This window comes from Larkinella sp. C7, assembly GCF_006149005.1.
Classification (GTDB): domain Bacteria; phylum Bacteroidota; class Bacteroidia; order Cytophagales; family Spirosomataceae; genus Larkinella.
In genome coordinates, this window is the sequence record NZ_VBSL01000004.1 from 539,368 (window position 1) to 566,206 (window position 26,839).

A 26,839-nucleotide genomic window follows, 5' to 3' on the forward strand; every position below is an offset into this window, starting at 1 on the left:
TTTGTTCTGCTTTCTTAGTCGCACACTTCCCCCACGTTGGTAACATCTTGCGCAGAAAAAATTGAAAAGCGCGCTTTTTTCGGCATATTTGGTTCAAGCAGACTCTTCTACTCATGCGGTTTTTTGCTCGCCAGCCAACCGATTCAGACCTGATTGCCGGACTAGAAGCCGGTAGTGTTCAGCGCAGACAATGTGAAGATCGTCTGTACCAGAAATACGCCTATCTCATTGTTGACGGTGCCCGCAAACACCGTTTGGGGGAAGACGACTGCGCCAGTGCCTATTCCGATACCATTCTCACCGTCATTGAGAATATCCTTGCGGGTCAGTTTGAAGGGCGGTCAGAACTGAAAACGTATATTTACCAGATTTTTACCAACAAGTGTATCGATCTGATTCGGAGAAAATCAACGCAGCGGGATCGGGTTCATGATACACTTTCACTGGATGATTCGCTGCTGCAACTGCCCGATTCGGCCCGTTCGGTTGTGCAACAACTCATTGCCCAGAGCGATGTCGAGCGGTTGCGTAAACTGGTTGGTACGCTCGGTGACAAGTGCCGGGAGATGATTCTGGCCTGGGGTGAAGGGTATTCTGACGAGGAAATTGCCCGGCAACTGAATTATAACACGGCGGCAGTTGCCAAAACCAGCCGGTTGCGGTGTTTGGAACGTTTGAGGGACTTATACAAATGAACAACCTGGAACGCATCGATGACTATTTTTCGGGCCGCTTGCCGGTGGAGGAACGGGCGCGGTTTGAAACTTCCCTGGAAACCGATTCCGCGCTGGCCGAAGCCGTCGCTTTCTACCTGACCGCGCGGCAAGCGGCCCAAAACGAAGCCCGCGCCGACCGCAAAGCGCGGTTTGAAACGTTGCGGGAAGAGTCGGGGCCGGTTCGTCAGTTGCCGGCTCGCGTCTGGCTCGCCATGGCAGCAAGCGTAATGCTGGTTCTCGGACTGGGTGGTTACTGGCTGTTCCAGCGTCAGACGCCATCGGCTGCTGAACTGGCCGATCAGTATATTCGGCAGCATTTCAGCCAGTTGCCTACCCGGATGGATGGACAAACCGACAGCCTTCAAACCGGGATTGCCCGCTACAATGAAGGAAAACTACCGGAAGCCGGGGTGGTTTTCAATGACCTGCTGCAACGCAACCCCACCGATGATCGCGCCCGGAAACTGGCTGGCCTGGTTGCCCTCCGAACCGGTCAGTACAACCAGGCCATCGACCATTTCCACCGGCTGGGCGAACGCACCGATCTGTTTGCCAACCCCGGTCTGTTTCTGGAAGCCCTGAGCCGACTCAAACGCGGACAACCGGGCGATCTTCGTGAGGCCGAAACGCTGTTCAAAACGGTCATCGAGCAGAATCTGGAGGGAAAGGCGGAAGCCGAAGTGCTGATTGAAAAACTATAGAGCCGGTTTTGCCAGACGGTTTTTCGGTTATTGCGACCGGTCGTAAATCTCGCAAATGGCCCGTAGAATCCGGTCGGGGGGTCTTTTTTTGAGCAAATACCCGGAAGCGCCCGCGCAAATCCCTTCCATCACCCGTTCGTCCAGGTCATCGCTGGTCAGCAACAACACATCGACCTCCGGAAATTCACGATGCAGTTGCCCGTTGGCGGTTTTTCCGTGCTCTACGGAGAGTTCAATATCCAGCAGAACCACCTGCGGATTCAGCCCGCGGAGTTGGTTTTCCAATTCCTGCGTATCCGCAAACGCGCCCAGCAAGACGTATCCCGCCGTGACGGCAATCTGACTGGACAGGGCTTTTCGAAAACTACAATCTCCCTCATAAATCACAATACGAACTGCCATACATTTCCTTACGTTGGGTTCATTCTCTTAGTCGGCAGAAGTCGGTGAAAGGGAAACAGGTTTACGGTATACGGTTTTCGGCGAGTCTACCGCCTTACAAGCTATTGGCAGTTTCGTGTGCGACAGCCACCGAAAACTGAAAACCGTATACCTCCCTGAATTTCCAGACAAGTTGTTAGCCTGATCCGACAAAAAAACGACTAAGGGGTTGACGCATTCCACACCAACCCAAGGTGGAAACGCATCGCCCGTGATGAAAGAACTGGAACGAATCGACGATTACTTCGCAGGGCGGTTGCCACCCGCCGACCGGGATCGTTTTGAGGCCACTTTACCCCACAATCCGGCCCTCGCCCGCTCCGTGGCCTTTTACCTGCTGGCCCGCCAAACCGCCCGTCAGGAAGCCCGGCGGATGCTGAAACCGGTGCCGGTGCGCCGACTGCCGGTGCGGTTTTTGACGCTCCTGGCCGCCTGTCTGCTTCTGGTACTGGGGGTGGGCTGGTTTTTGACGGTCTGGCAAAAGCCCCCGTCGGCCGTCGAAGTGGCCGATCAGTATCTCTCAGAACGCTATGGTCAACTGCCGGTTTCGCTCGATGGCCAGAGCGACAGCCTGAAAACCGGTTCTCACTACTACAATATGGGGGAATTCAGAAAAGCAGAAACGGTTTTTGAAAGCATGCTTGAGCGGGAACCCACGCATCCAGAAGCACTAAAACGGGCCGGTCTTGTTTCCCTGCGGCTCGGAAATTACGACCAAGCTATTGAACGGTTTCGTCGGCTTGGCCAGCAAACCGATCTGTATGCCAACCCGGGTATTTTTCTGGAAGCCCTCGCCCTTTTGAAGCGCGGACAACCGATGGATAAAAACCAGGCTAAAAAATTGTTACTGACTGTTATTCAAGGCAATTTGGAAGGAAAGGAAGAAGCCGGGCAGTTGGTCGAGAAGATCAAGTTCAACTAACTAAATTTTTCATACTCCCATGCGTATTTTTACCAGACTGCTCATCCTCTCTGTGGCTTTTTGGGCCCTGCTATCCTGCGATTTGATTCGATCGTACCCAGAATCCGGGCATCTTCCCGACCAGAACATCATTTTATTTTCCCTCATCGATGTGAAAGGTGCAAAAGTTGCCATCCCAGTTGCCAAGCAAAAGGAGATGGTCGATTCAGTCAATAAAGTGCTTTTAAGAAACGGGAAAGAGACCCTAAAAATTAAGCACTGGTGTCCTTGTGATAGCGCCCTCGTGTTGCTGGAAGGAAAAAGACTGGACCAGTTGATTATCAGCGGAAAAGAAATGGCGTCCAGTACAGGGGGGGGCAGTGGCGTCAGTGGAGAGCCCCCGTATGGAATTAAATGGAATCCCGATGGCAGTCTGAACTGGCCGCAACTGGACTCCCCAGGTTCTAAAAACTACCGGCTTTCAATGCCCTACGGTCCCGTTAATGAGCCGGGTAAGGCGGTTAAGGTAATACTTCCACCGGCGAATCCAACCGATCAACCTTTTATTATCGCGATACTGGATACGGGCTTTGATGGCTCTCTCTATACTCCTGCCTCCAATTCATTTTGGGTCAACACGGCCGAAGTTTCCGGTTCCGATCACGATCACAATGGATTGGTGGGTGACCAGTTTGGCTATGATTTTGTGAACAATGCCAGTTTTCCGTACGACGACAATAACCACGGAACGCTGGTGACTTCGCTCATTCACGAACAGCTCAGAAACAACCCCTGGGCCACGGGCAAGGTCCGCTTTATGCACCTCAAAACCTTTGGTGCCAACGGCCAGGGAACGCTCTTCGATAACCTCTGCGCCCTGTCGTATGCCCGCCAAATGAACGCAAAAATGATCAATGCCAGTTGGGGATTTTACAGCCAGCAGGAAAGCAAACTGCTGGGTCATTTCATTCAACAACTGAACACCACCGGAATTACCCTGGTGGCAGCCGCCGGCAATAAAATCGAAAGTCTGGAGAGAAATCCACTGGGGTGGCTGACGGGGATCTACCGCAATCTGGACACCAATCCTTTCTGGCCGGCGGCATTCAGTACGACCCATGAAAATGTTATTGCGGTTACGACCATTCATTCTGACTCCAAAGAAAGCAAAGCCAATCCCGCCGTTTTACCGGAGGGGCCGTTTGCCGTTTGCCCCAACCAGAATTATTCGAGTCATGCGGTCAATATCGGCGTATTGAATAACCTCAACCTGAAAGAAACCGGCCCGATCATCCCGGGCTGTGAGGTGCTCGACATTACAGCCACTAATGGAAGAACAAAATCGGGGAGTTCCTTCGCGGCTCCGGTGGTGACGGGCAAACTGGTCAACAAACTCGGACCGGACTGGTCTGCTCACAAACGGGCGGGACTGTACACCAAAATGCGTACCCTTTCTCCGACAACACTTAAAACCGATCCCAGCCTGACCAATCAGCTAAAAGATCACTACGTGCTTCGTCATGAACCCTAACAAACCCACCCCATGATGCCAGGCGGTTTTGCCGGAGCCACGCTCCCCTTCCGAACACGTCGGGCAGGGTGGCGGTTTTGTGGTATTCTGACCGGCTTTTTCCTGTTTTTCGAGGGCCTGGGCCAATGTCCGCAGCCCGAAATGATCCGGTCGCGGTATGATAGCCTGATGACACTGGATAACGACCGACAGGCCATTGGCTTTCCTGCGCTGGTTCGGCTCTGCGACCGCTGTCGGCTCAACCGCGACTCGACTTATGCCAAGATCTGGCACCGGCTGGGCACCCTGGCTTATCTTAAAAAAGATTACCCAACCGCAATCGACTACACCCGCCGGGCCATCCGGCTGAATTCCCAGAAACGAAACGATGTCAGCCCCTCTTTTCTGGCCAAAAGCTATTTTAACCTGGGCAATATTTACCTGGACCAGCAGGATTTTCGAACGGCCCGACTGGTTTTTCAGCAGTTTGTCACAATGGGAAGCCGCTATCCCGAACGGTATGAGCTGGTGGGACTGGCCTACTGGCACTTGGCCAATCTGTTTTTTAAAGAGTCCGACTACCAGAAAAGCATCCGCCAGGCTGAATTAGGGGTTTCGTATGCCGAACGAATCGGTAACGCCGAATTGATGGCGGCTAATCTCACCGAAAAAGCCAACTGCCTGAAAGAAACCGGTGATAACGCACAGGCGCTACAAATCGTCAACCAGATCGTCCTTTTGTTTGGCTCTTCGCCCGAGCCGTCGATCAGGCTGGCCAATGCATATTCGTCCCAGGCCAGTGTGCTGGGCCGTTTGCGTCGATTTGGGGAGGCCCTTAAATCGTATGAAAAAGCCTATGCAGTTCATGTGCAAATCCAGAACCCAGCCGGCCAGTCGGAAGTGACCTCCAACATCGGCTTTTTGTATGACAATTACCTCCACCAGTACGATAAGGCGTTGGTTCAATACCGGAAAGCGCTGGAAACCATTGCCGACGACCGATATGGTCGCGTACGAATCCTGAGCAACATTGGTGAAGTTTATTGGCGCAAAAAAAACTACCAAACCGCTCTCCGGTATTTCCAGCAAGCCCTCGACACGCTGCACTTCGATGACCGGCAAAAACCGGCCGAACTGACCCGGACCATCCGGCTGACGCCCTACAAAGAGTACCTGCTGACGGTGATCCAGAACAAGGCCGACACCTGGCTCGACTACGCCAAAAGCAGGCCCCGAAACCATCGTGTTTTTTTTCAAGAAGCCCTGAAACGCTACCAGATTGCCGACCAGATGATCGACATCATGCGGTTTGAGCAGCCGGGTCAGCAGTCGAAACTCTACTGGCGGCAGAAAACACACAGCATGTATGAACGGGCGATTGAAACCGCTTACCGACTGAATGACAGTGGGCTGGCGTTCCATTTTTTTGAAAAAAGCCGGGCGGTTTTGCTGAGCGACAAACTCAACGAACTGGGCGCACGGCAGGAATTGCCCCCGCAACAAGCGCAGCAGGAACAGGATTTTCGCCAGCGGATCAACACGATGCAAAATGCGTTGTCGGAGTTGAAACCCGGCAACCGTTCCTACGATTCAACGCGAACCGTTCTGCTGACCGAACAGGAAAAACTGGATGCGTTTCTCAAAAAACTGGAGCAGGAAAACCCCACGTATTACCGCTACAAATTCGACAATACGGTTCCGTCCCTTTCGCGTCTTCAAAACTGGCTGAACGACCGAAAATCGACGCTGGTTTCCTATTTTGTCGGCGACAGTGCCCTGTATAGTCTGGCCGTTGGGCCATCGGTCACCCGGTTGGTGCGACAATCCGTTCAGGACTATCAAAAGGTGGTGAATGAATTTTTGCCGCTCTGTGCCACCGAACGGCAAAACCGGCAGTTCGGGCGGTTCTTAACGCTGAGCCACCAGGTTTACAACCAACTTCTTAAACCGCTGACTCTGACCACCGAACGCGTCATTGTTTCGCCCGATTACCACTTTATCCCGTTTGAAACCCTCAGTAAATCCGCCAACCAACCCGACTTTCTCCTCAATCACCACGCGTTCAGTTACGGTTATTCGGCCACGGTTTTGCTGAAAGAGACGGAACGTTCATCGGCGAAAAGTTCGGAATTTCTGGGCCTGGCTCCGGTGCATTTCAACCAGACCTTCCAGCAGGCCACGCTCACCGGCTCTGACCAGGTGCTGGCCAACATCGGTGAGCTGTTCAGTCATCCGACGATTTTGACCGACCAGGCCGCGACCCGCCGGGCGTTCCGGACAATGGCTCCCAATTACCGCGTCGTTCAGTTGTTTACGCACGCCGAAGCCGATAGCATTGGCCGTGAGCCTTTGCTATACTTTGCCGATTCGACCCTGCGGTTGTCGGAACTCAGCGACGATGGCCCCTACCAGACGCAACTCATCGTTTTATCGGCCTGTAAAACCAGTCTGGGTGTCAACCAGCAGGGCGAAGGCATTTTCAGTCTGGCGCGCGGATTTGCCACGCTCGGGATTCCAAGTGTTCTGACCACGCTCTGGAGTGTGGAGGATCAGGCGACGTACCAGCTAACGGAGCGGTTTTATTACCATTTAAGCGAGGGACTTCCGAAAGATCAGGCCCTTCAGCAGGCGAAGCTCGACTGGCTGGCCAGTGCTTCCCGCGCCGACCAGTTGCCGTACCGCTGGGCCGGACTGATTCTGGTGGGCAATGCCGAACCGCTGTCTGTCTACCACACGACCTGGTGGTGGCTGGGGGGCGGTTTCGTTGTCATTCTGGCCCTTGTGATGGGCCGACGATTCCGCCAGCGAAGCCGGAAACCGAAGGCGGTTTATTGATACACCCGGACAAAATCGACCGCCAGCCGCTGCGGCCAGATTGACTCATCGACGCCCTTTTGCCCACCCCAGTTGCCGCCAACGGCCAGATTCAGGATGAGATAAAACGGCTGGTCGAGCGGCCATTGTTCGTAACTGCTGCCGGTTTCTTTTTTGGTGATCGTGAAATACGTGTCGTCGTCGATCAGGAAATCAATCTTCTCCGCTGTCCAGTCGATGGAGTAGGTATGAAAATCGTCCGTGGCACCGGGAATGACTTTGATGCCGGTTTTGTGGGTGTTTTTGGTATGGTTGTAGGCTTCGGTATGAATGGTGCCGTGAATCTGGTTTTCGTTGAAACCGACGTGTTCCATGATATCGATTTCGCCGTCAAGCGGCCATTTCAGGGGCGTTTTGGCACTGAGCATCCAGATCGCCGGCCAGGTTCCCCGCCCTTTCGGCAGCTTCGCCCGTACGTCGATTCGTCCGTATTTCCATTCGGCAATCCCTTTCGTGATCAGTTTGGCGGAGGTATAGTCGCGGTTTTCGTGCTTTTCCTTCCGGGCTTCGATGATCAGAAAACCGTTTTCAACGCGGGCATTTTCCGGGCGGGATGCGCGGTAAAATTGCAGTTCGTTGTTTCCAAAACCGCTGCCGCCCACGTCATACGCCCATTTTCCGGGGTCGAGCAACCCGGCCTTGTCGAATTCGTCGGACCAGACGAGCTTGCGTTTGGCAACAGTTCCGGCCGGTTCCGGGAAATTACAGGCGATTAAGGTGGCAATGGCGACGGTTGAAAGGATCGTTTTCATGGGTTTCAGGAATCAGTTAACACACTAGTTGTCTCTAAAGTCCGGGGAAACGCCCAGGTCAAAAATTGCGGCATCACCTGCCCCCAGGTTTCAGGGTCGTGCCGACCGTCTTTCACCTCCACATACTGCACATCACGGCCCCAGCGAAAACCCCGGCGCTCGACTTCGGCAATCAGGTCGAGGGTGTCGGCAATGGAGTCGATAATACCGTCGTGGTCACGGTCGTCGGTTTCGTCCAGCGTTCCGGTTTGAAACCAAAACGCCGAGCCGACCGGCGGCTTCGTTTCGCGAACCTGGGCGTGCATAATCCGGTCGTTATCATCCGAATAGCCATCGTTCAGCCCGCGCTGCCGCCACCAGAAGGAACCCGAAAACACACCGGCTTTTCGGAACAGTTCCGGGCGATGCCAGACCAGGTCGAAAGCCGACAGACCACCGAGTGAAAAACCGGCAAAAACCGACTCGTTCGGATCAGTCGAAACCCGGTATTGTTTCCGTACGTGCGGGAGTAATTCGTGAATGACAAAGTCCGCATAAGCCCCCGCTTTGGCACCCCGGTGCAGGTAATCGGCCTGCGCGGCCACGCCGTATTCCTGAATCCGGTCCCCGCAATGGATGGCCACCAGAATAAACGGCTGGATGGCTTTCTGGTCGTACAGAGTATTCAAAACCGCGACCAGACGGAGTCGTTCCAGATCCTGACCATCGTTGAGAAACAAAACCGGAAAGGACTCGGCTGACCCCGCGTATTCTTTCGGCAAAACGACATCCAGCCGAACGCTCCGGTTCAGGTAAACGGATACCAAACCGGTGTCTGCCCGGCTCGTTACGCCATCGGCAAGCGAAGCTATTTCACCAACTATACGCATTATAAGAAAGTTACCACCTGTTCATCGTCCATTCATTCCGCTGAGAAGTGCCCAAGTTTGATCGGCAAATTACCCCAAAATTACGGACAGTTTTCGTGGTAGTTCGTAAATATGGTTATCTTTCCTCCGGAATCATCAACAAAAAAACAACCGATATTTTGCAGGAACACTATAGAAAATGGTATTCGCGCCACCTGGGTCGCGACATTGAAATGCTGGTTTATGGTGACTGGGGGTATCCCGTACTCCTTTTTCCCACCACGATGGGGCGGTATTACGAAGCCAAAGACTTTAAACTGATCGAATCCGCCCAATGGTTTGTCGACAACCGAAAAATTAAAATCTATTGCATCGACAGCATCGACCGGGATAGCTGGTATGCCAAACACCTGCATCCCTCGGTCCGGATTCAAAACCACATCTGGTACGACAAAATGGTGAACGAAGAACTGGTGCCGTGGATTCAGCACGAGTGTCAGGTCGGAAAAATCGCGGTGGGCGGCTGCAGTTTCGGCGGTTTTCAGGCCCTGAACTTCGCGTTCCGCCATCCCGACAAAGTTGCCCACCTCTGGTCGATGGGTGCCAAGTTCGACATTAAATCGTTTATGGGTGGTTATTACGACGATAACGTTTATTTTAACAACCCGCCGGATTACATTCCGAATGCCCACAACGATCAGTTTTACCAGATGAAAATCATTCTGGGAACGTCGGAGTATGATTTCTGTAAACCGGATAACTATGCGATGTCGGGCATCCTGAACCGCAAAGGCATTCACCACTGGCTCGATGTCCGGCCCTGGGGCGCCCATGACTGGCCCGTCTGGCGCGAAATGTTTCCGCATTATCTGTCACAGGTGTGAAGGCGGTTTATGGAGGCTGGCGTTCGCTTTTTTAATATCGAATAATGAATAACGAATTTTGAATAACGAAAGAAAAATACGGAATCTGCCAGTTCCCACAACCGAAAACTGAATACCGAAAACCGAACACCATAAACCACCTTCCGCTTTGAAATACGGCTATATCGAAAACCAGCGCCCGCTGCCGGAGGCTTTGCAGCAGCTTCGAACGTACCTCCTGGAAGTTCCGGTGCGTTTGCGGGGCTTCAGTGAGGAGGAATTGACCTTTCGAAAGCCCGGAAAATGGTCTCGAAAAGAAATTCTGGGGCACCTGATCGATTCGGGTCTCAACAACCTCAAGCGGTTTACGGATGCGCAGTTTCTGCCGTCGCCGTTTGTCGTTGAGCGGTATGATCAGAACCAGTCGGTGGTCTATAACCGCTATCAGGAACTTCCGCTGGAACATTTACTGACGTACTGGCAATCGTTGAATCGACAAATTTTGTATGTTACCGAAAATATGCCGGAGGAAACTCTTCAAAAGCCGGTGATACCGCCTGATGATTCGCCGACGGTAACCCTTCTGTGGCTCATCGACGATTATGTGGCGCATTTAGGGCATCATTTTAAACAATTTTAGTGGGCATATCCTTTATCCAGTTACGACCGATTTTGATCCCATAAAACGCATATGAAGAAAATTGGAATACTATTTGGGCAGGAAAACTCTTTTCCCCAAGCCTTTATCGACCGCGTCAACAGCAAAAAAGAAACCGACATCGTGGCCGAATTCGTGACCATCGACAAGGTTGTTCAAGGCGAAGCCACCGACTACGCCGTCATCATCGACCGGATTTCGCAGGACGTTCCGTTTTACCGGGCCTATCTGAAAAACGCGGCCCTGTGCGGAACCGCCGTCATCAACAACCCCTTCTGGTGGAGTGCTGACGAGAAATTTTTCAACAATGCGATTGCGACCAAACTGAATGTGCCGGTTCCGAATACCGTTCTGCTGCCCTCGAAAGACCGGCCCGACGATACGAACGAAAACTCGTTCCGCAACCTGAAAATGATGGATTGGGAATTCATTTTCAAGTACATCGGTTTTCCGGCTTACATGAAACCGCATTCCGGCGGGGGCTGGAAAAGTGTTTACAAGATCTACAACGCGGAGGATTTGTGGGAAAAATACGCCGAAACCGCTCAGCTGGTGATGATGTTGCAGGAAGAAATCATTTTCGATGACTATTTCCGCTGCTATTGCATTGGCGGCACCGACGTCAGGATTATGCCTTACGAACCGCGCAATCCGCACCACCTGCGCTACGCGGCTGAGCCAAAAGTGACCGGCGATGCCTACAAAAAACTGATGACCACCGTTAAAAATTACGTCATCGCCCTCAACCGGGCGCTGGGCTACGATTTTAACACGGTCGAGTTTGCCATCCGCGACGGCATTCCCTACGCCATTGACTTCTGCAACCCGGCACCGGACGCCGATATTCATTCGGTGGGCCAGGATAATTTTGAGTGGGTCGTGGAAGCAGCCGCCACCATGGCCATTGCGCGGGCGAAAGCCCAAAAACCGGGCGAGGACAACCTGACCTGGGGGTCGTATGTTCAAAGCTCATCGCACGGTCGGCTTTTTGTTCCGGAAACGCTGGTGGAAGAACCCGTGGCGGCACCTGTCGAGAAGAAAAAGGCGAAAAAGTCCACTAAGTAATCGGTTCACGCAGCCCAACTCTGTTTCATGCCAGTATTCACGTTAGGAATCGAAGAAGAATTTCAGACGATCGACCCCGTCACGCGCGAATTGCGTTCGCACATGTCAAAAATTGTGGAGGGCGGTCAAATTCAGTTGCAGGAACGGGTGAAAGCCGAGATGCACCAGGCCGTGGTGGAAGTCGGTACGAACATCTGCACAAACATTCACGAAGCCCGCGAGGAAGTTACCTACCTCCGCAAGATGATTCTGGATCTGGCCGACAAGCAGAACCTGCGGATTGCGGCTGCGGGCACCCACCCCATTTCCGACTGGCAGGATCAGCTCATCACGGACAACGAACGCTACGACAAGCTCATCGACGAGATGCGCGACGTGGCCCGGTCGAACCTGATTTTTGGCCTGCACGTTCACGTCGGCATCGAAAGCCGGAACGAAGGGCTTCACATCATGAATGCCGTGCGGTATTTTCTGCCCCACATTTATGCCCTTTCGACCAATTCGCCGTTCTGGTGCGGGCGAAATACCGGTTTCAAGTCATACCGCTCCAAGGTGTTCGATAAATTTCCGCGAACGGGCATTCCCGACTATTTTTCGTCGGCGGCCGAATACGACGATTACATCAACCTGCTCGTCAAGACGAATTGCATCGACAACGGCAAAAAAATCTGGTGGGACATCCGGCTCCATCCGTTTTTCGACACCATCGAATTCCGGATCTGTGACGTGCCAATGCGCGTCGATGAAACGATTTGTCTGGCGGCCGTGATGCAGGCGCTGGTGGCGAAGATCCACAAACTGCACAAGCAAAACCTGAATTTCAGACCATATCGCCGGTTGCTGATCAACGAAAACAAATGGCGGGCGGCCCGGTACGGTATTGAAGGAAAACTGATCGACTTCGGCAAACAGGAGGAGGTTCCGTACCACACCCTGGCGCAGGAACTGCTCGATTTTATCGACGATGTGGTCGACGAACTCGGTAGCCGAAAAGATGTCGAATACGTGAAAACCATTCTCGAAACGGGCACCGGTGCCGATCGTCAATTGGCGGTTTTTCGGCAAACCAATGATCTCAAGCGTGTTGTAGATTACATTGTGGAGGAAACTTCTCACGGTTTGAGATAGTTATCAACTATACCATATTGCCTCCGGTCACCCATAAAAGACCGGAGGCTCTAAAAACGTACCCAATGGAATCGATGAAAGTGGCCGTTTTAGACCTGTACAACAATGTCCCGAATGAAGGCATGCGCTGTATTCTGCAACTGATCCGGAATATCAGCGAAAAAGAACAGCTTGAATTAACCCATACGGTTTTCGATGTCCGCGGCAAGAACGAAGTGCCCGGACTCGACTACGATATTTACATTTCGAGCGGTGGCCCCGGCAGTCCGCTGCCGAGCGATGAACCCTGGGAAGAACCCTATTTCCAGCTGATCGACCAGCTTTTTTCGCACAACCGGACGAGCAACCAGAAGAAATATCTGTTTCTGATTTGCCATTCTTTTCAACTCGTTTCACGGCACCTCGGCATCGGCACCATCAGCAAACGGCGGTCGACCTCCTTTGGTATTTTCCCGATTCACAAAACCGACGAAGGCCAGACCGATCCTTTGTTTCAGAAATTGCCCGATCCGTTTTTTGCGGTCGATTCGCGGGATTACCAACTCACCGAACCCAATTGGCAGCGCATTAGTGAACTGGATGCCAAGGTGTTGTGTCTGGAAAAAATCCGTCCCCACGTCGACTACGAACGGGCAATCATGGCTGTCCGGTTCACCGACGAGGTGTTTGGCACCCAGTTTCACCCGGAAGCCGACGGCGAAGGCATGTTGCGGTATTTCATGAAAGACGAGAAAAGACGGCAGATTGTCGAGAACCACGGCGAAGAAAAGTACAACGAAATGGTCGAGTCGCTGCTGGACCCTCAAAAAATCGGGCTGACCGAATCGGTGCTGATTCCGGATTTTCTACGCCAAACCATCTGACCACCTTTAAAACGTGGCCCGTTTTTTCAGACATCGGGTCACGTCCAACCACTATGATTCAATCGATTCGTCAGGCCTACAATGAAGCATTCAGCCCGGAAAATTACCGGGCTTTTTTGGATCAGATTCAGCACGATTATCCGGGCCAACTGGATTTCCGGGTGGCCGAAACCCCGGTTTTTGTGCCCCTGGCCTTGAAAAACCGGATTCTGGAAGCCTGCGATGCAATTGTCGATACGATCACTGAAGAGCAGTTTAAAGCGTGGTCGGAAGCCGCCATTCCGCCGGGCCAGCGGGTGCCGAACGAGAACGGGCATACGTCTTTTCTGGCCATCGACTTTGCCATTTGTAAGGATGAAAACGGCGATTTACTGCCGCAATTGATCGAACTGCAGGGCTTTCCGTCGATATTCGGCTTTCAGTCTTATTTGTCCGGTAATTTCAGAAAATACTTTCCCATTCCCGACGGTTTCAACCATTTGTTCGACGTCGATTCCGACGAAACCTACCGCCAGCATCTGCGCCGACTGATCATTGGAACGGAGCCGCCGGAACAGGTGATTCTGCTGGAAATTTACCCGGAAAAACAGAAAACCCGCATCGATTTTGCCATCACCCACGAGATGCTGGGCATCGAAGCGGTTTGCCTGACGAAGATTCAGAAAGAGGGCCGGAAGCTCTATTACGAAAAAGACGGTCAGCGTTACCACATCAAACGAATCTATAACCGACTGATATTCGATGAGTTAGAAAACTTTCCGGAACTAAAAACCGCTTTTTCCTTAACGGACGACGTAGACGTCGAATGGATTGGCCACCCCAACTGGTTTTTCCGCATCAGCAAACACACGCTGCCGCTGCTGAACAGCCCGTATGTTCCGACCAGTCAATACCTGGATCGGGTAGAAACCTATCCTGATGATCTGGAAAATTACGTTTTGAAACCGCTTTTTTCCTTCGCAGGCAGTGGCGTCATGCTGAATATTTCGAAAGAAGATCTGGATTCAATATCTGACAAAGAGAATTATTTACTCCAGAAAAAAGTCAAATACGAACCGGTCATTCAATCACCGGACGGGTTGGTGAAGTGCGAAATCCGGATGCTCTACATCTGGCACGAGAAAGACCCGCGCCCAACGCTCCTGACCAATCTGGCGCGTTTGAGCCGGGGCGAAATGATTGGCGTTCGATTCAATAAAGACTTCGACTGGGTGGGCGGAACCGTGTGTTTTTTTGAAGAGTGAGCAATAGAATAAAGAGGTGAGACCAGAGAGTAAAGACCTCCTTAACGGTTTTTGGTCTGTACTCTCTGGTCTCACCTCTCTATTCATATTCACTTTCCAAGCCGGACCTGGTAACTCAGATACGGCAGCGGGCTGGTGCGAATCAGGCCGTTGGAACTGTAGACGGGGAGCAGAATCGCCGTATCGAATGCGTGTCGACGGCGGTTAAACCGCAAACCCGCCGAAGTCAAGCCGGACAGGTAGGTATATTGCGGCTCGATGGCTTCTCCCACCAGGATGTTGTTCTGATTGATGAACGTCAGATCCGGCGTCAGTTTGCGGACGTAGCCGATGGTGACAACGCCCGACGAAGCAATGCCCTGCCGGGAGAAAGTGACACCGGCTCCCACAGTAATATTGCGTTCCGCATCTCCCACAGTCACCACGCCCTGGGCTAATCCCAGTTTGGTCAGCAAGCGTTCGTTCAGGCGAATACCGATGTACTGGACATTCAGCGCGATGTGGGTTCGGTGCATCAGTTTGGTACCGTATTTGGCTGAAAACGTGTGGAAATTTCGGGGATTCAGGGTCTGAAAGGTCGTGCCCACACTCAGGTTTTTGGTGATTCCAACGTCCAGCCGACTGAATAAAACGTAGCTGCTTTGAAAATACAGGCTCTTTTTTTCGGGCATATACGCTGTGGGCATCAAAAATAACCGGAAGGGAAAACCGTTCGGAAAGTCGGGGCCACTGCGGAGGGTGCCGCCAACCAGATCGGCGCGTTGAATTTCGTGGGCTGCCAGCAACCGGTCGCCCTCTTTTTTGGTTCGGATGAGATAGGAAGCACTATCCCGCCGGACGAATTGTCCACGTATTGTGGTGCCATTTTTGAGCAGAAAATCATACGTTCCGGGAATATGCGACTGACCCGGTTCGTAATACACGTCCTGGGACCACCCCTTCGAAACCAGCAAAATTCCCAGAAAAACAGACAGGTAGATTAGCTTCATAGGCAGACTTTTTTCATAACTATTAAAGTTAATAAACTTACCGATTTCGCCCAAGCGTTATATAGGTGTATTTTTGCACCGGCAACTAACTATTTCCTTGAAGAACAACACAGTAGTAACCCATCGGCAACTGTTTTTTCAGCACATCGCCCAAACGTCCGACTTTCCGCTGGCTCTTGAAATCGAGCGGGCTGAGGGCATTTACCTGTACGGTTCCGGGCAGCGCTACCTCGATTTGATCTCCGGCATCGGCGTGAGCAACGTCGGACACCGGCATCCACGGGTACTGGCGGCCATTCAGGAACAACTGGATAAATACCTGCATTTGATGGTGTACGGTGAATATGTGCAGACGCCCCAGGTCGAACTGGCCCACGCGCTGGCCCAAACGCTGCCGGAACCGCTGTCCAGCGTCTATTTCACCAACTCCGGCACGGAAGCCATCGAAGGCACCATGAAGCTCGCCAAACGGTTTACGGGACGTCGGGAAATCATTTCCTGTTTCAATGCCTACCACGGCGCCACACAGGGCGCGCTTTCGCTGTCGGGCAGTGAGAATTTCAAACGCAGTTTCCGCCCCCTCCTACCCGGCATTCGGCACATCCAGCACGCTGACTGGCAGCACCTTGAGAAAATCACCCAAAAAACCGCTGCCGTGATTATGGAAGTCGTGCAGGGTGAAGCGGGCGTCCGGGTACCGGAAGTGGCATATCTTCAGGCAGTGCGGCAGCGTTGTTCGGAGGTAGGCGCGTTGCTGGTTTTTGATGAAATTCAAACCGGTTTTGGGCGAACCGGAACCTTCTGGGCTTTCGAGGATTTTGGGGTCGTTCCCGACGTGCTGGTTTGCGCCAAAGGCATGGGGGGTGGTATGCCGATCGGCGCGTTCATCAGTTCCGCCGAAATCATGAGCGTTTTCAAAACCAACCCGATCCTGGGACACATCACGACGTTTGGCGGCCACCCGGTTTGCTCGGCGGCTTCGCTGGCCACCCTGCGCGTTGTTCAGGACGGAAAACTGCACGAACAGGCTGAAGCCAAAGGCCAGTTGTTCAAGCAGTTGCTGGTTCATCCGGCCATCAAAGAGGTCCGTGGTAAAGGGCTGATGCTGGCAGCCGAATTTGAATCATTCGACATTTTGAAACCGGTCATCGACCGGGCCATTGCGAAGGGCGTGATTACGGACTGGTTTCTGTTCTGCGACAATTCCATGCGCATTGCGCCCCCGCTGATCATCACCGATGAACAGATTCGGGAAGCGTGCGCGGTTATTTTGAATGCCATCGATTCCTGAAAAGCGGATCGCCGGCGACTACGTCCGTTGTTTTACCGAACGAATGGCAGAACCGTTCCGCACTTCTTCCGTGGCGGTGGTCAGAATCTGATCGCCTTCTTTCACCTCGCCAAACACCTCGACGCTGTCGCCGTCTTCCAGCCCTTTCTGAACCGGAACCCATTCGGCCTTCTGATTGATCACTTTGACGATAAAAACGCCCGTTGTGGCATTGATGACGGCGGATTTGGGCACCACGAAAGTCGTGTTTTTGGTCGGCAACGGAATGGTTACCTCAGCAATCATACCCGGCAGAAGTTTGCGGTCGTTGTTGATCACATCCACTTCGGTTCGTTCCGAGCGCAGGCGTTTGTCGAGCGCCCCCGCCAGCCGTTTCACCTTTCCACTGAATTTTTTATCGGGATAGGCTTTCACGGTAAACGTCACTTCGTCATTCAGGTCGACATACCCCGTATAAGCTTCGGGAACGGCAATGACCAGCCGCAGTCGTTTTTGTTCCGTCAATACGAACAGCGGAAACTCCGAACCCTTTCCCGACGGCCCGATATAAGCCCCGGTGCTGGCGTTCCGCAGACTGATGATCCCACTGAAAGGTGCCCGGATTTCCAGGTATTTGCGCATATCGGACACTTCCCGGTACGATGATTTGGCGGCTTCCAGTTGGGCCAGGTCCGATTCTTTTTTCGCCAGCGTCTGTTCAATCATCGTCTGGGCGACGGTTCCCGGCGTTTTGGCGGCATCCACATAGCGGTCGTAATTGGCCTTGCTGGCGATGTACAACGCTTCCTGCGACTTCAATCTCGAATGGGCAGCCGACAGTTGCGCATTCAGTTCGGGAGCTTCGGCCAGGGCCAGCAACTGCCCTTCTTTCACTTCCGTGCCCACGTCGGCATGAATGGACTTGATAAAACCGCTCACTTTGGCGTAGATATCCACATCCCGAAAAGCCATCAGTTCGCCGGGAATCTGCAGACTCGACGACAGTTTGCCCTTGCGCAACGCAATCACTTCCAGGGGTTGCGGCTCCTCCGCCACGGCTGTCTTTTCTGTTTTCCCCTCACTCGAGTGGCAGCCATTCAATGAACTGACCACCAGAATTCCGGAAAAAACCGCCAATACTGAATACCCTACTCTGTTAATTAACCGATTCATATACGCCGGGAATATAATGTTTACTTTCTTTGTCTTCAGGGTCTAACGATACCGACTGGGTCGATGATTTTTCCTGCACCCAGGCAAATACCAGCGGCAAAATATGCAAAGCCGCAAACGTTGACGCGATCAGCCCGCCAATGACGGCCCGGCCCAGTGGGGCGGTTTGCGAACCGCCTTCCCCAAACCCAAGGGCCATGGGGAGCATGCCCACCACCATCGCCACGCTGGTCATCAGAATGGGTCGCATCCGCAGCGAAGCGGCTTCTTTGGCCGCCAGCAGGGCGTTGTGATTTTTCATCCGCAACTGCTCGGCGTTGGTCACCAGCAAAACCGCATTGGAAATGGACACCCCCACCGACATGATCATGCCCATGTACGATTGCAGGTTGAGCGTTGAGCCCGTCAGCAGCAACAGGGCCAGGGAGCCCGCCAAAACCGCCGGAACGGTACACAAAACGACCAGCGACACTTTAAACGACTGGAAATTAGCCGCCAGCATCAAAAAAATCACGATGATCGCCGTTAATAAACCGGTTTGTAAACTGTCCAGGGTCTCGGTCAGCACCTGGGTCAGTCCCCGGGTTTCGATGGTCAAGCCGCGCGGCAATTCACCCAGATCGGCGATGGCTTTTTTAACGTCGACCGTCGCCGTTCCCAAATCCATGTCGTTCAGATTCGCCGTGACCGATAAAACCGGTACGGCACCAATGTTGTCGTTTTCGCCGTAGGTCCGCCCTTTTTTAATGGTGGCGACATCGCTCAGAACCGGGCGATTGGCATTGGGCGTCACCGGAATTTCGCCAATATCGCTGAGGTTCGCCATCTTGCTTTCCGGCACTACCACTTGAACGCTGTACATCTGACCACTTTTCGGATCGATCCAGACGTTTTTTTCGGTAAACCGTGACGACGAGGTCGAGGCCGTTAGCGAGCGCGAAATCGCCGAAATGTCCGTTCCCAACTGGGCCGCCCGGACGCGGTCAATTTCAATGTCGATGGCCGGGTAATTGACCGCCTGACCAATTTGGATATCCCGCAGATAGGGGATCTTTTTCAGACTGGCAATTACCTTGTTGGCGTATTCTTCATTCTGCGGTTTGTTCTTCCCGATCACCTTCACTTCAATGGGCGTTGGCGAACCCTGGCTGAGGATTTTATCGGTCAGTTCAATCGGCTCGAACGACATCTTTATATTCGGCAAAGCCTCCTTCATTTTGTCGCGGTACTGGTCTTTTAACTGATCCAGATCGACCTCATAATCGGGTTTTAAACTCGCCTGTAAAACGCCTTCCTGCGGCCCGGCCATGAAGAGATAAATCGGGCTGGTGGAGAACTGGGAGCTGTGCATGCCCACCATGGCGGAGGTAATATCGACATTTTCTTTCCCCACCAACTGGTGCAATACATCGATCGCTTTCAACATCGTAAGCTCGGTTTTCTCAAGCCGGGTGCCATCCGGAGCCCGCAATCTTACCTGAAACTGACCGGCGTTGACGCGTGGTAAAACATCGCGGCCAATGGTGCTCAAAAAGAAAGCCGTGCTGGCCAATGCAACCACGACATAGCCGACGGTTATGGATTTTTTATAGGGAAGAGTCCATGAAATAAAGCGCACGAAATTAATCCGTAACCGCTCGAAACGGCCAATTTTACCGTCATTATTCAAATCGGCCTGGTGCGCTAATTTCTGTTTTCCACTTAGGATTCGTTCTTCCGACGACTGGGCCGCCACCGGAATCGCCTGAGCCTGGTTGGCGTCGTGTTTCCCGGCTTTTCCGTTGGTTTTAATGACGTGCGCTTTCATCAGCCAGTTTGCCAATACCGGCACCAGCGTCTGGGCCATGATGTAGGACGTAATCATGGAAAACGCGATGGCCAGCGAAAGCGGCAAAAACAAAGCCCCCGGTATGCCCTTCATGGTAAAGGCCGGGGCAAAAACCGCCAGAATACAAAAGAGAATCAGCAGTTTAGAGAAAGCGATTTCCTGGCAGGCATCCCAGATGGCCAGCGCCTTGGGCTTTTTCATGTCCAGGTGCTGGTGAATATTCTCGATCGTTACCGTCGATTCATCCACGAGAATACCGATGGCCAGTGACAAACCGCTCAACGTCATGATGTTGATGGTTTGCCCGAATAGCGACAGGAATAAAACCCCGGCAATAATACAGATCGGAATGGTGATAATAACGATCAACGCGCCCCGTGGATCGCCCAAAAAAAGCAAGACCATCAACCCGGTTAAAATCGCCCCAATGACGCCTTCGGTAATCAAACTTTCGACCGAGTTAATGACGTAAACCGACTGGTCAAATTCATACGATAACGTGACGTCTTCGGGCAATAACGACTGAAAATTGGGCAGCTCTTTTTTCAGATTCTGAACCACTTCCCAGGTCGACGCATCTGCCGATTTGGTGATGGGCAAATACACCGACCGGCGGCCATTTACCAGCACATAACCCGACGTAATGTCCGCGCCATCTTCCACCTGCGCCACATCTTTCAGGTACAGACTCTGAACCGATCCGGTATACAACGGAATGTTTCCGAAGTCTTTCACCTCCCGGATGGTGGTGTTGGCCGGGGTAAAATAATTCAGATCGCCCACCCGCACGTTACCGGCCGGCGTCGCCTGGTTGTTGGCCCGCAAAGCCAGAACGAGCTGATCGGGCGTCAGGTTGTGGGAACGCAGCAGTGCCGGGTCGGCCCGGATCACGATCGTTCGTGAGTTGCCGCCAAAGGGTGCCGGAGCCACCAGACCGGGAATGGCACTGAACCGCGCCCGGACATACACGTTGGCTAAATCCTGTAGTTCGTTGTTGGTGCGGATCGGACTGCTCAACACCAACTGACCCACCGGCAGCGTCGACGCATCGAACCGAAGGATGAAAGGTGGCTGGGATCCGGGTGGAAAAATGGCCTGCGCCCGGTTGGTATACGACGACACTTCAGCGGCCGCCTGCGCCATGTTCGTACCTTCGTAAAACGACAGTTTGATCAGCGTAAGCCCCTGGATGTTCTTGGTTTCGATGCTTTTAACGCCCGACACGTAGAGCAACAGGTTGACGTACTGTTTCCCGAAAAACGACTCCATCTGGTTGGGTGTGTAACCGCCAAAAGGGTGGGAAATGTAAATAACCGGTAAATCCAGATTGGGAAAAATGTCGATTTTGATCGTGCGAACGGCACCGACACCGAAATAAAATAAACCCGCCACCAATACCAGCACGGTAATGGGTTTGCGAAGGGCTGATCGGATTAAATCCATAACGTACTGTCCTTTGTTAGAAGTTGGAATCTACGGGTATCGAACGCACTACCGGATCTGGCCCGTAATCTTTGCCGCCCAATACCATGCTTTTTTAGGATCACGGTCGGCGACACTTTGCAGCAGGGAGGTGTGCATGTTTTGTTTACTCAGCAACGTCTCCGTCGTTATAAAAACTTCCATGAACGACTTCTTCATTTTATTGGCAATGATCTTGTAGAGATCCACGAGGACTTCATTTTTCGAAGCCATCGCCAGGCGGATATGAAACTGAATATCGGCCTCAATGCATTCTTCCGGGCGGTTTTGCAGGGCGGCTTCGTGCCGTTTCTGGAGGTAGCCGGTCATGAGTTCGATGTCTTCCTGCGTCCGGTTCAGGGCGGCTTTTTCGGCAATTTTGAGTTCCAGCAACTGGCGAACCTCGTTCACATCGTCGCCCTCGGCCCGCGATAAACTCTGGTGAAATGGTTCGACGCTGTTCTGCTGGAGTTCCACGAAGGTGCCTACCCCCTGTTGCACCCGGATCAAACCCTTGTTGGCCAGGATACGAATCGCTTCCCGGACGGTCGAGCGGCCCACACCAAACTGCTGCATGAGTTCGGGCTCGGAAGGCAGCCTTTCGCCAATTTTGTAGTGATTCGACGCGATTTGGTGCTGGAGCTTGTTGACAACGGCATCGGCCAGACTCTCGCGCTTGATTAGGATCGTATCGGTAGTCATCATATCATCTGATGAGTAAAAATAAGTCGCAGTCACCAAAACCGCAAGCCCTACAGTCAGTATGATTTTTTCTTTACCAGGATCCGTGTGATAAATAAATATTGTTAAAAGAATAGTGCTATTTCGATGACCCTACGAGCCAAAACGGCGGTGCAACACGGCACATTGGTAATGCGGTTTTTGGAAAAAAAAGGGTTGGCAGTCCCCTTTCCATTTGTTATCTTCACCTTTTCCGGGAAAGACCGGCAAGATTCCTCCCAATCTGTTACTTGCTATCGGCTATCTGTTATTAGTTGTCACCTTATGCCCACCATTGTAAACGAAAAGCTCCAACTTGCGCATGACTTCGTGCTGCATACCCATCGAAATGTCTTTTTGACGGGAAAAGCGGGCACGGGAAAAACAACGTTTTTACACGAGATTAAACAATTGACGTCCAAACGACTGGCGGTGGTGGCTCCCACCGGCGTGGCTGCTATCAATGCCGGGGGGGTTACCATTCATTCGCTGTTCCAACTGCCGTTTGGCCCGCTGGTACCGGGAACGGCCGGCCAGGAATCCAAAAAAATAAACCGGGAAAAAATCAAATTATTCCGGACCCTGGACCTGTTGATTATCGATGAAATCAGCATGGTTCGCGCCGATGTGCTCGATGGCATCGACGAGGTGTTGCGACGCTACCGCCACCGCCCGGAACCTTTCGGGGGCGTTCAGTTGCTGCTCATTGGCGACATGCAACAGTTGCCGCCGGTGATTCGGGATGACGACTGGGCTTTTCTGAAACCGTATTACGAAACCGGCTATTTCTTCGGAAGCCGCGCCCTGCGCAAAACGCCGTACATATCCATCGAACTGCAACACATTTACCGGCAATCTGACCACCGCTTTATTGAGATTCTGAACAGCATTCGCGAAAAACGCGTCACGCGTTCGCAACTGGACGAGTTGAACCAGCGGTTTATCCCCGAATTTTCGCCGGACGATTCCCAAGGTTTCATCACCCTTTCGACCCACAACAACGCAGCTCAGCAAATCAACCACCAGAAATTGCGGGCTTTAAAGACGCCCACACACTCTTTTGAAGCCACCATCGAGGGCGACTTTCCGGCCCACGCTTACCCTACTGATGCCAGTCTGGAACTGAAAGTGGGAGCGCAGGTGATGTTCATTAAAAATGACATTTCCCGCGATAAGCTGTTCTACAACGGAAAAATCGGGCAAATAACTGACATCGACGACGATTTTATTTATGTAAAATGTCCCAAAGAGGTTGACGCGATCGCGGTTGATCGAATGGATTGGACGAATATCCGGTATTCCCTGGATGCGACTACGAATGAAATCAAAGAAGAACCGGTCGGTAAATTTGTTCAATATCCCCTCAAACTGGCCTGGGCCATCACCATTCACAAGAGCCAGGGGCTGACGTTCGAAAAGGCCATTATCGATGCGTCGGCGGCTTTTGCCCACGGGCAGGTCTACGTGGCGCTAAGCCGCTGCAAATCGCTGGATGGTCTGGTGCTGCGCGCGCCCATCCCCTCCCACAGCATCAAAACCGAGCTGATGCTGGAGGAATTTCACGAACAGGTTCAACTGCAAACGCCCGACGAACAGGAGTTGTGGAATTCGAAACAAACCAACCAGGAAAACCTGCTGCTGGATCTTTTTCTGTTCGACCGATCGGAGTATTTAATCAACAAATCGCTGCGGCTGGTGGTCGAAAATGCTGCCAGTCTGGACGAAGGGGCCGAGCAAATCCTGAGACATTTCAAAACCCTCTTCAATGAAAAAGCCGGTAGTCTGGCCACGCGGTTCCGCCAGCAACTGCCGGCTTACTTCGCCGAAAGTCTCCTGCCAGAGGATAACCGGCCGTTGCAAGAGCGCATTCGAAAAGCAGGTTCTTACTTCGACAACCTGATCAACAACGAACTATTACCCATTCTTTATAATTATCCAACCGGTTCTGATAACAAACTGGTTCAGGAATCCTTGCGCGAATCGCTGGAAGAACTCGAAAAAGAATTGTTCATCAAAATGCATTGCTTTGAGGGTTGCCGAAACGGTTTTGAAGCCCTGGCTTACCTGAAAGCCCGGAACGAATCCGAACTGGTTTTTCAGCCAAACCGGAAATTGAAGGACCGTCGGAAAACCGGTGAGCCGTCCGACAGCAGCGGCAGTAAAAACGGTACCAGCCTCTACAAAGCCCTGACGAAATGGCGGGATGATCTGGCCGGGGAAAACGATAGTGCCGGGTATATGGTGTTACCCCGGAAAACGATCCTGGAACTAAGCCGCATCCGGCCCAAAACGCTGGATGAATTATTAACCGTAAAAGGATTCGGAAAAACGAAAGTCAAAATGATCGGCGAAGAAGTTCTCGCCATCATTCGGATGTTTCAATAAATTGTTTCATAAAGAATTTCAAATGAAAAAGGTTGAATGTTGAATGTAAAAGTGGCTTAACGCTCTTTAAACACTTTTACATTCAACATTCAACCTTTTTCATTTGAAATTAGAAATCCTATTCCCCAGGATGATACGTCCTGCCAACGTGTTGCTGAATATCTTCCGGGTAGAACCAGATGTCCTTGAATTTCCCGGCACTGAACAGCGCTGACTGGTCATTGAAATGCGGGGAAGCCGGATCGCTGCTGTGGCCGCCGTTGACAACCGTCCGGGCTTTCACCCGGTCGCCAAACTCCACGACAGCGACAAAACTATTGCCCACACTGCCGTATCTTTTTTTCGTTCCCGGATAGGTCCGTGCTCCAAATGACGCCAGCGATCCCCAGGTAGCGGAGGTGAAACCGACCGGAAAGCTGGGCTTCTGATCATCGAAGGTTTCTTTGATTTTTCCGGTGAGTCGCTGAAACCGGTTGATTTCGCCCCAGGGGGTTTTCCAGGTGCCAAAATCCCGCGTGAGCTCCTCCAGCACTTCGGCAAGTGCTTTCACTTTATCCTCCGGGCTTGTGTTTTTCACGACGTAGTCCGTAAACGTCAGAAAGTCAAATCGCTGATTTCCTTTGATTTGCGCACGGGCCAGCCGTTGAATCTTTTCGCCCCAGAATACCGCCAGCGTGGTGGCCACCGAGGTTGTTCCGTACGTTTTATCCCAGTTGTTTAACAGGTCAATGGCTTCGGCCAGCGGTTTTGAAGGTTCCTCTGACTTGGCAGAAACGGTTTTGTAGGCCTGTACCAGCGACGGAATCAGGTCGTCGAAACCGGGCAGATGCGGATCATTGGCGGCTGCAATCAGCGTATCCAGGGTAAAAACCGACTTCTGGCTCAACACCTGAACCGCGTTGACGCCCCGGTAATTTTCGGCATCCGGTGCCATGTAGGTCGGATACTGGCTAATGGCCGGGCTGCTGGGTCCCGAAACGGAAAACGGCGTTGAATTGCAGTTCTGAATCCAGCCGCTAACCGGGTTTTTCACCTGAACAATCTCGGTGATGTCGTGTAGTCCTTTCCAGTCCGTTTCCGGATCGCTCCCATCGACGGGCTCGTTCCAGTTGAATTTCGGGTTTCGTTTCGGGATAAAATTTCCGTGCCAATACGCAATCGTTCCCTGGCGGTCGGCATAAACCGTGTTGTTGGTCGCGTTGCCGTTCAGCTTCATGACACTCTGATAACTCTTGTAATCCCTGGCCTTCGTCCGCAGATACGATTGCGCGAGTGCATTCAACGGGTCGTTCATCATGCTGATGGTGATCCACTTGTCACCGAGCTGACCCGCCACCGGCCCGTGGTGGGTGCGGTAAATCGTGAAGTCCTTGTGCTTGATTTCATTCCCGGATTTGTAGGGCAACGAGATTTTTTCGGTTTTCACCGGACGCCATTCCGTGCCAAATTTGTACTGGTAAATGCCGTCTTTCTTTTCTACCGTTTCCAGGTACTCGTCCATCGAGTCGGCATCACCGGAGGTGTGCATCCAGCCGCAATTCTGGTTAAACCCCTGGTAAACAAAGAACTGCCCCCAGGTGACCGCCCCGTACGCATTCAAACCTTTTTTACTGACCACATGCACTTCCGACCGAAAATAGAACGAGGTGTGCGGATTGATCAACAGCATGGCGTTTTTCGATGCGGTTTTGGAAGGCGCAATGGCAAAACCGTTCGAGCCGACGGGTTCACGGTCGGACTTCTCAAAATCATGCGCCTGCGCCGACCATTTCGAATTGGTATAAAACGCTTTGATCCGCTCCGTAGAAATAACACTCAGGTTCCCGCCGATGCTGCCTTCACTGAACATCAGCGGCATCCAGGGCTGAAACCGGGTCAATAAGCGGGGTTTGACATTGGGGTGGGTGGCCAAATAATAATTTGTGCCCTCGGCAAAGGCATCCAGCAGTTTTTTCATCCAGGCCGGTGATTTTTTGTAGATCGCCATGGCCTGAGTCGTATCCATAAAAAGCCGGGCGCGGAGGTCGTGGTACAGGGCGTCTTCGCCATCGACCTCAGCCATGCGGCCAAGGGCGTCGATGTAATTTTCTTCCACCCGGGCAAAATCGTCCTCGCATTGGGTGTATAACAACCCAAAAACGACATCGGCATCAGTTTTTCCGTAAATGTGCGGAATATCCCAGGTGTCGCGGGTGATGGTAATGCCTTTGGCCCGCTGCTGCCAGCGTTTGACTTCGTCAGGACGGAAAGCCTGCGTCCAGGCGGGGAATGCACTCAGGAGAAAAAACAGGAGGAAAAGAGATCGCATCGTACAGGGTGTAAGGCGGTATTCGTTCCTTCGTAAGATAGGCCAAAACGCGAAAACGGGCAAGTTTTGGGAATTAGATTGTGACTCAATTACCCAAAATGCAAACAAAAAAGCCCGACATGGCTGTCGGGCTTTGGCAAT

21 protein-coding genes are annotated in these 26,839 nt (G+C 52.4%); 13 read left to right on the forward strand and 8 right to left on the reverse strand.

The window, feature by feature from the left end; translation table 11 throughout:
• The first annotated feature begins 113 nt into the window (after positions 1 to 113).
• Positions 114 to 695 carry an RNA polymerase sigma factor gene (locus FH871_RS13250; protein WP_138991893.1) on the forward strand — a complete coding sequence of 194 codons (582 nt, stop codon included), beginning with the start codon at positions 114 to 116 and terminating at the stop codon, positions 693 to 695.
• The gene (locus FH871_RS13255) at positions 692 to 1,417 is read left to right on the forward strand and encodes a hypothetical protein (protein WP_138991894.1); all 726 of its coding nucleotides are present in this window, start codon (positions 692 to 694) and stop codon (positions 1,415 to 1,417) included. The genes FH871_RS13250 and FH871_RS13255 overlap by 4 nt, the downstream gene beginning before the upstream one ends.
• A 27-nt stretch (positions 1,418 to 1,444) precedes the next feature.
• On the opposite strand, the gene FH871_RS13260 is transcribed toward FH871_RS13255, so the two are convergent.
• Positions 1,445 to 1,819 carry a response regulator transcription factor gene (locus FH871_RS13260; protein WP_138991895.1) on the reverse strand — a complete coding sequence of 125 codons (375 nt, stop codon included), beginning with the start codon at positions 1,817 to 1,819 and terminating at the stop codon, positions 1,445 to 1,447.
• Between the two features lie 253 nt (positions 1,820 to 2,072).
• Between FH871_RS13260 and FH871_RS13265 the strand changes: the two genes are divergently transcribed.
• The 3 genes from FH871_RS13265 to FH871_RS13275 are packed head-to-tail and all read left to right on the forward strand — an operon-like array spanning position 2,073 to position 7,104.
• On the forward strand, positions 2,073 to 2,780 hold the full coding sequence (locus FH871_RS13265; RefSeq protein ID WP_138991896.1) for a tetratricopeptide repeat protein: 708 nt from the start codon (positions 2,073 to 2,075) through the stop codon (positions 2,778 to 2,780).
• A 19-nt stretch (positions 2,781 to 2,799) separates the two neighbouring features.
• Entirely contained in the window at positions 2,800 to 4,290 is a 1,491-nt protein-coding gene (locus FH871_RS13270) for a S8 family serine peptidase (RefSeq protein WP_138991897.1), read from the forward strand.
• Between the two features lie 12 nt (positions 4,291 to 4,302).
• Entirely contained in the window at positions 4,303 to 7,104 is a 2,802-nt protein-coding gene (locus FH871_RS13275) for a CHAT domain-containing protein (RefSeq protein WP_138991898.1), read from the forward strand.
• Here FH871_RS13275 and FH871_RS13280 read toward each other — a convergent pair.
• Together FH871_RS13280 and FH871_RS13285 are read right to left on the reverse strand one after the other, a co-directional pair.
• Complete coding sequence (locus FH871_RS13280; protein WP_138991899.1) at positions 7,098 to 7,895, reverse strand: family 16 glycosylhydrolase; 798 nt, start codon at positions 7,893 to 7,895, stop codon at positions 7,098 to 7,100. The two genes, FH871_RS13275 and FH871_RS13280, sit on opposite strands and share 7 nt — an antisense overlap.
• Before the next feature lie 5 nt (positions 7,896 to 7,900).
• Positions 7,901 to 8,764 carry an esterase family protein gene (locus FH871_RS13285; protein WP_138991900.1) on the reverse strand — a complete coding sequence of 288 codons (864 nt, stop codon included), beginning with the start codon at positions 8,762 to 8,764 and terminating at the stop codon, positions 7,901 to 7,903.
• A 158-nt stretch (positions 8,765 to 8,922) separates the two neighbouring features.
• Between FH871_RS13285 and FH871_RS13290 the strand changes: the two genes are divergently transcribed.
• The 6 genes from FH871_RS13290 to FH871_RS13315 all read left to right on the forward strand — a co-directional run bounded on the left by FH871_RS13290 (position 8,923) and on the right by FH871_RS13315 (position 14,564).
• Entirely contained in the window at positions 8,923 to 9,627 is a 705-nt protein-coding gene (locus FH871_RS13290; protein ID WP_138992014.1) for an esterase family protein, read from the forward strand.
• Positions 9,628 to 9,775: 148 nt separating this feature from the next.
• Entirely contained in the window at positions 9,776 to 10,246 is a 471-nt protein-coding gene (locus FH871_RS13295; protein ID WP_171062837.1) for a DinB family protein, read from the forward strand.
• Positions 10,247 to 10,297: 51 nt separating this feature from the next.
• Entirely contained in the window at positions 10,298 to 11,329 is a 1,032-nt protein-coding gene (locus tag FH871_RS13300) for a RimK family alpha-L-glutamate ligase (protein ID WP_229317269.1), read from the forward strand.
• Between the two features lie 27 nt (positions 11,330 to 11,356).
• Positions 11,357 to 12,457 (forward strand): carboxylate-amine ligase, encoded by a 1,101-nt coding sequence (locus tag FH871_RS13305; protein WP_138991902.1) that lies wholly within the window; start codon positions 11,357 to 11,359, stop codon positions 12,455 to 12,457.
• A 65-nt stretch (positions 12,458 to 12,522) separates the two neighbouring features.
• On the forward strand, positions 12,523 to 13,320 hold the full coding sequence (locus FH871_RS13310; RefSeq protein ID WP_138991903.1) for a type 1 glutamine amidotransferase: 798 nt from the start codon (positions 12,523 to 12,525) through the stop codon (positions 13,318 to 13,320).
• A gap of 53 nt (positions 13,321 to 13,373) precedes the next feature.
• A complete protein-coding gene (locus FH871_RS13315) occupies positions 13,374 to 14,564 on the forward strand; it encodes a hypothetical protein (protein WP_138991904.1) in 1,191 nt (396 codons plus the stop codon).
• An 89-nt stretch (positions 14,565 to 14,653) separates the two neighbouring features.
• On the opposite strand, the gene FH871_RS13320 is transcribed toward FH871_RS13315, so the two are convergent.
• Entirely contained in the window at positions 14,654 to 15,553 is a 900-nt protein-coding gene (locus FH871_RS13320) for a hypothetical protein (protein WP_138991905.1), read from the reverse strand.
• Positions 15,554 to 15,650: 97 nt separating this feature from the next.
• Here FH871_RS13320 and FH871_RS13325 point away from each other — a divergent pair, with 97 nt between their 5' ends.
• On the forward strand, positions 15,651 to 16,844 hold the full coding sequence (locus tag FH871_RS13325) for an aspartate aminotransferase family protein (RefSeq protein ID WP_138991906.1): 1,194 nt from the start codon (positions 15,651 to 15,653) through the stop codon (positions 16,842 to 16,844).
• An 18-nt stretch (positions 16,845 to 16,862) separates the two neighbouring features.
• On the opposite strand, the gene FH871_RS13330 is transcribed toward FH871_RS13325, so the two are convergent.
• Genes FH871_RS13330 through FH871_RS13340 form a run of 3 tightly spaced genes read right to left on the reverse strand, consistent with a single transcriptional unit; the run spans position 16,863 to position 21,990 of the window.
• Positions 16,863 to 17,996, reverse strand: a complete 1,134-nt coding sequence (locus FH871_RS13330; protein ID WP_138991907.1) for an efflux RND transporter periplasmic adaptor subunit — start codon at positions 17,994 to 17,996, stop codon at positions 16,863 to 16,865.
• On the reverse strand, positions 17,980 to 21,267 hold the full coding sequence (locus FH871_RS13335) for an efflux RND transporter permease subunit (protein ID WP_138991908.1): 3,288 nt from the start codon (positions 21,265 to 21,267) through the stop codon (positions 17,980 to 17,982). The genes FH871_RS13330 and FH871_RS13335 overlap by 17 nt, the downstream gene beginning before the upstream one ends.
• Positions 21,268 to 21,315: 48 nt before the next feature.
• Positions 21,316 to 21,990, reverse strand: a complete 675-nt coding sequence (locus FH871_RS13340; protein WP_212768226.1) for a FadR/GntR family transcriptional regulator — start codon at positions 21,988 to 21,990, stop codon at positions 21,316 to 21,318.
• A 300-nt stretch (positions 21,991 to 22,290) separates the two neighbouring features.
• Here FH871_RS13340 and FH871_RS13345 point away from each other — a divergent pair, with 300 nt between their 5' ends.
• The gene (locus FH871_RS13345; protein ID WP_138991909.1) at positions 22,291 to 24,390 is read left to right on the forward strand and encodes an HRDC domain-containing protein; all 2,100 of its coding nucleotides are present in this window, start codon (positions 22,291 to 22,293) and stop codon (positions 24,388 to 24,390) included.
• Between the two features lie 118 nt (positions 24,391 to 24,508).
• Here FH871_RS13345 and FH871_RS13350 read toward each other — a convergent pair whose 3' ends face one another.
• Positions 24,509 to 26,698: a penicillin acylase family protein gene (locus FH871_RS13350; RefSeq protein ID WP_138991910.1), complete on the reverse strand. Its 2,190-nt coding sequence runs from the start codon at positions 26,696 to 26,698 to the stop codon at positions 24,509 to 24,511.
• Positions 26,699 to 26,839: the final 141 nt, after the last annotated feature.

What these genes read in the sequence shown, in the direction of transcription:
- FH871_RS13350 (WP_138991910.1), bottom strand. Translation starts at nt 26,698, where the DNA reads ATGCGATCTCTTTTCCTCCTGTTTTTTCTCCTGAGTGCATTCCCCGCC.
- FH871_RS13330 (WP_138991907.1), bottom strand. Translation starts at nt 17,996, where the DNA reads ATGAATCGGTTAATTAACAGAGTAGGGTATTCAGTATTGGCGGTTTTT.
- FH871_RS13315 (WP_138991904.1), top strand. Translation starts at nt 13,374, where the DNA reads ATGATTCAATCGATTCGTCAGGCCTACAATGAAGCATTCAGCCCGGAA.
- FH871_RS13275 (WP_138991898.1), top strand. Translation starts at nt 4,303, where the DNA reads ATGATGCCAGGCGGTTTTGCCGGAGCCACGCTCCCCTTCCGAACACGT.
- FH871_RS13305 (WP_138991902.1), top strand. Translation starts at nt 11,357, where the DNA reads ATGCCAGTATTCACGTTAGGAATCGAAGAAGAATTTCAGACGATCGAC.
- FH871_RS13300 (WP_229317269.1), top strand. Translation starts at nt 10,298, where the DNA reads ATGAAGAAAATTGGAATACTATTTGGGCAGGAAAACTCTTTTCCCCAA.
- FH871_RS13260 (WP_138991895.1), bottom strand. Translation starts at nt 1,819, where the DNA reads ATGGCAGTTCGTATTGTGATTTATGAGGGAGATTGTAGTTTTCGAAAA.
- FH871_RS13265 (WP_138991896.1), top strand. Translation starts at nt 2,073, where the DNA reads ATGAAAGAACTGGAACGAATCGACGATTACTTCGCAGGGCGGTTGCCA.
- FH871_RS13255 (WP_138991894.1), top strand. Translation starts at nt 692, where the DNA reads ATGAACAACCTGGAACGCATCGATGACTATTTTTCGGGCCGCTTGCCG.
- FH871_RS13320 (WP_138991905.1), bottom strand. Translation starts at nt 15,553, where the DNA reads ATGAAGCTAATCTACCTGTCTGTTTTTCTGGGAATTTTGCTGGTTTCG.
- FH871_RS13285 (WP_138991900.1), bottom strand. Translation starts at nt 8,764, where the DNA reads ATGCGTATAGTTGGTGAAATAGCTTCGCTTGCCGATGGCGTAACGAGC.
- FH871_RS13270 (WP_138991897.1), top strand. Translation starts at nt 2,800, where the DNA reads ATGCGTATTTTTACCAGACTGCTCATCCTCTCTGTGGCTTTTTGGGCC.
- FH871_RS13250 (WP_138991893.1), top strand. Translation starts at nt 114, where the DNA reads ATGCGGTTTTTTGCTCGCCAGCCAACCGATTCAGACCTGATTGCCGGA.
- FH871_RS13345 (WP_138991909.1), top strand. Translation starts at nt 22,291, where the DNA reads ATGCCCACCATTGTAAACGAAAAGCTCCAACTTGCGCATGACTTCGTG.
- FH871_RS13335 (WP_138991908.1), bottom strand. Translation starts at nt 21,267, where the DNA reads ATGGATTTAATCCGATCAGCCCTTCGCAAACCCATTACCGTGCTGGTA.
- FH871_RS13310 (WP_138991903.1), top strand. Translation starts at nt 12,523, where the DNA reads ATGGAATCGATGAAAGTGGCCGTTTTAGACCTGTACAACAATGTCCCG.
- FH871_RS13280 (WP_138991899.1), bottom strand. Translation starts at nt 7,895, where the DNA reads ATGAAAACGATCCTTTCAACCGTCGCCATTGCCACCTTAATCGCCTGT.
- FH871_RS13340 (WP_212768226.1), bottom strand. Translation starts at nt 21,990, where the DNA reads ATGATGACTACCGATACGATCCTAATCAAGCGCGAGAGTCTGGCCGAT.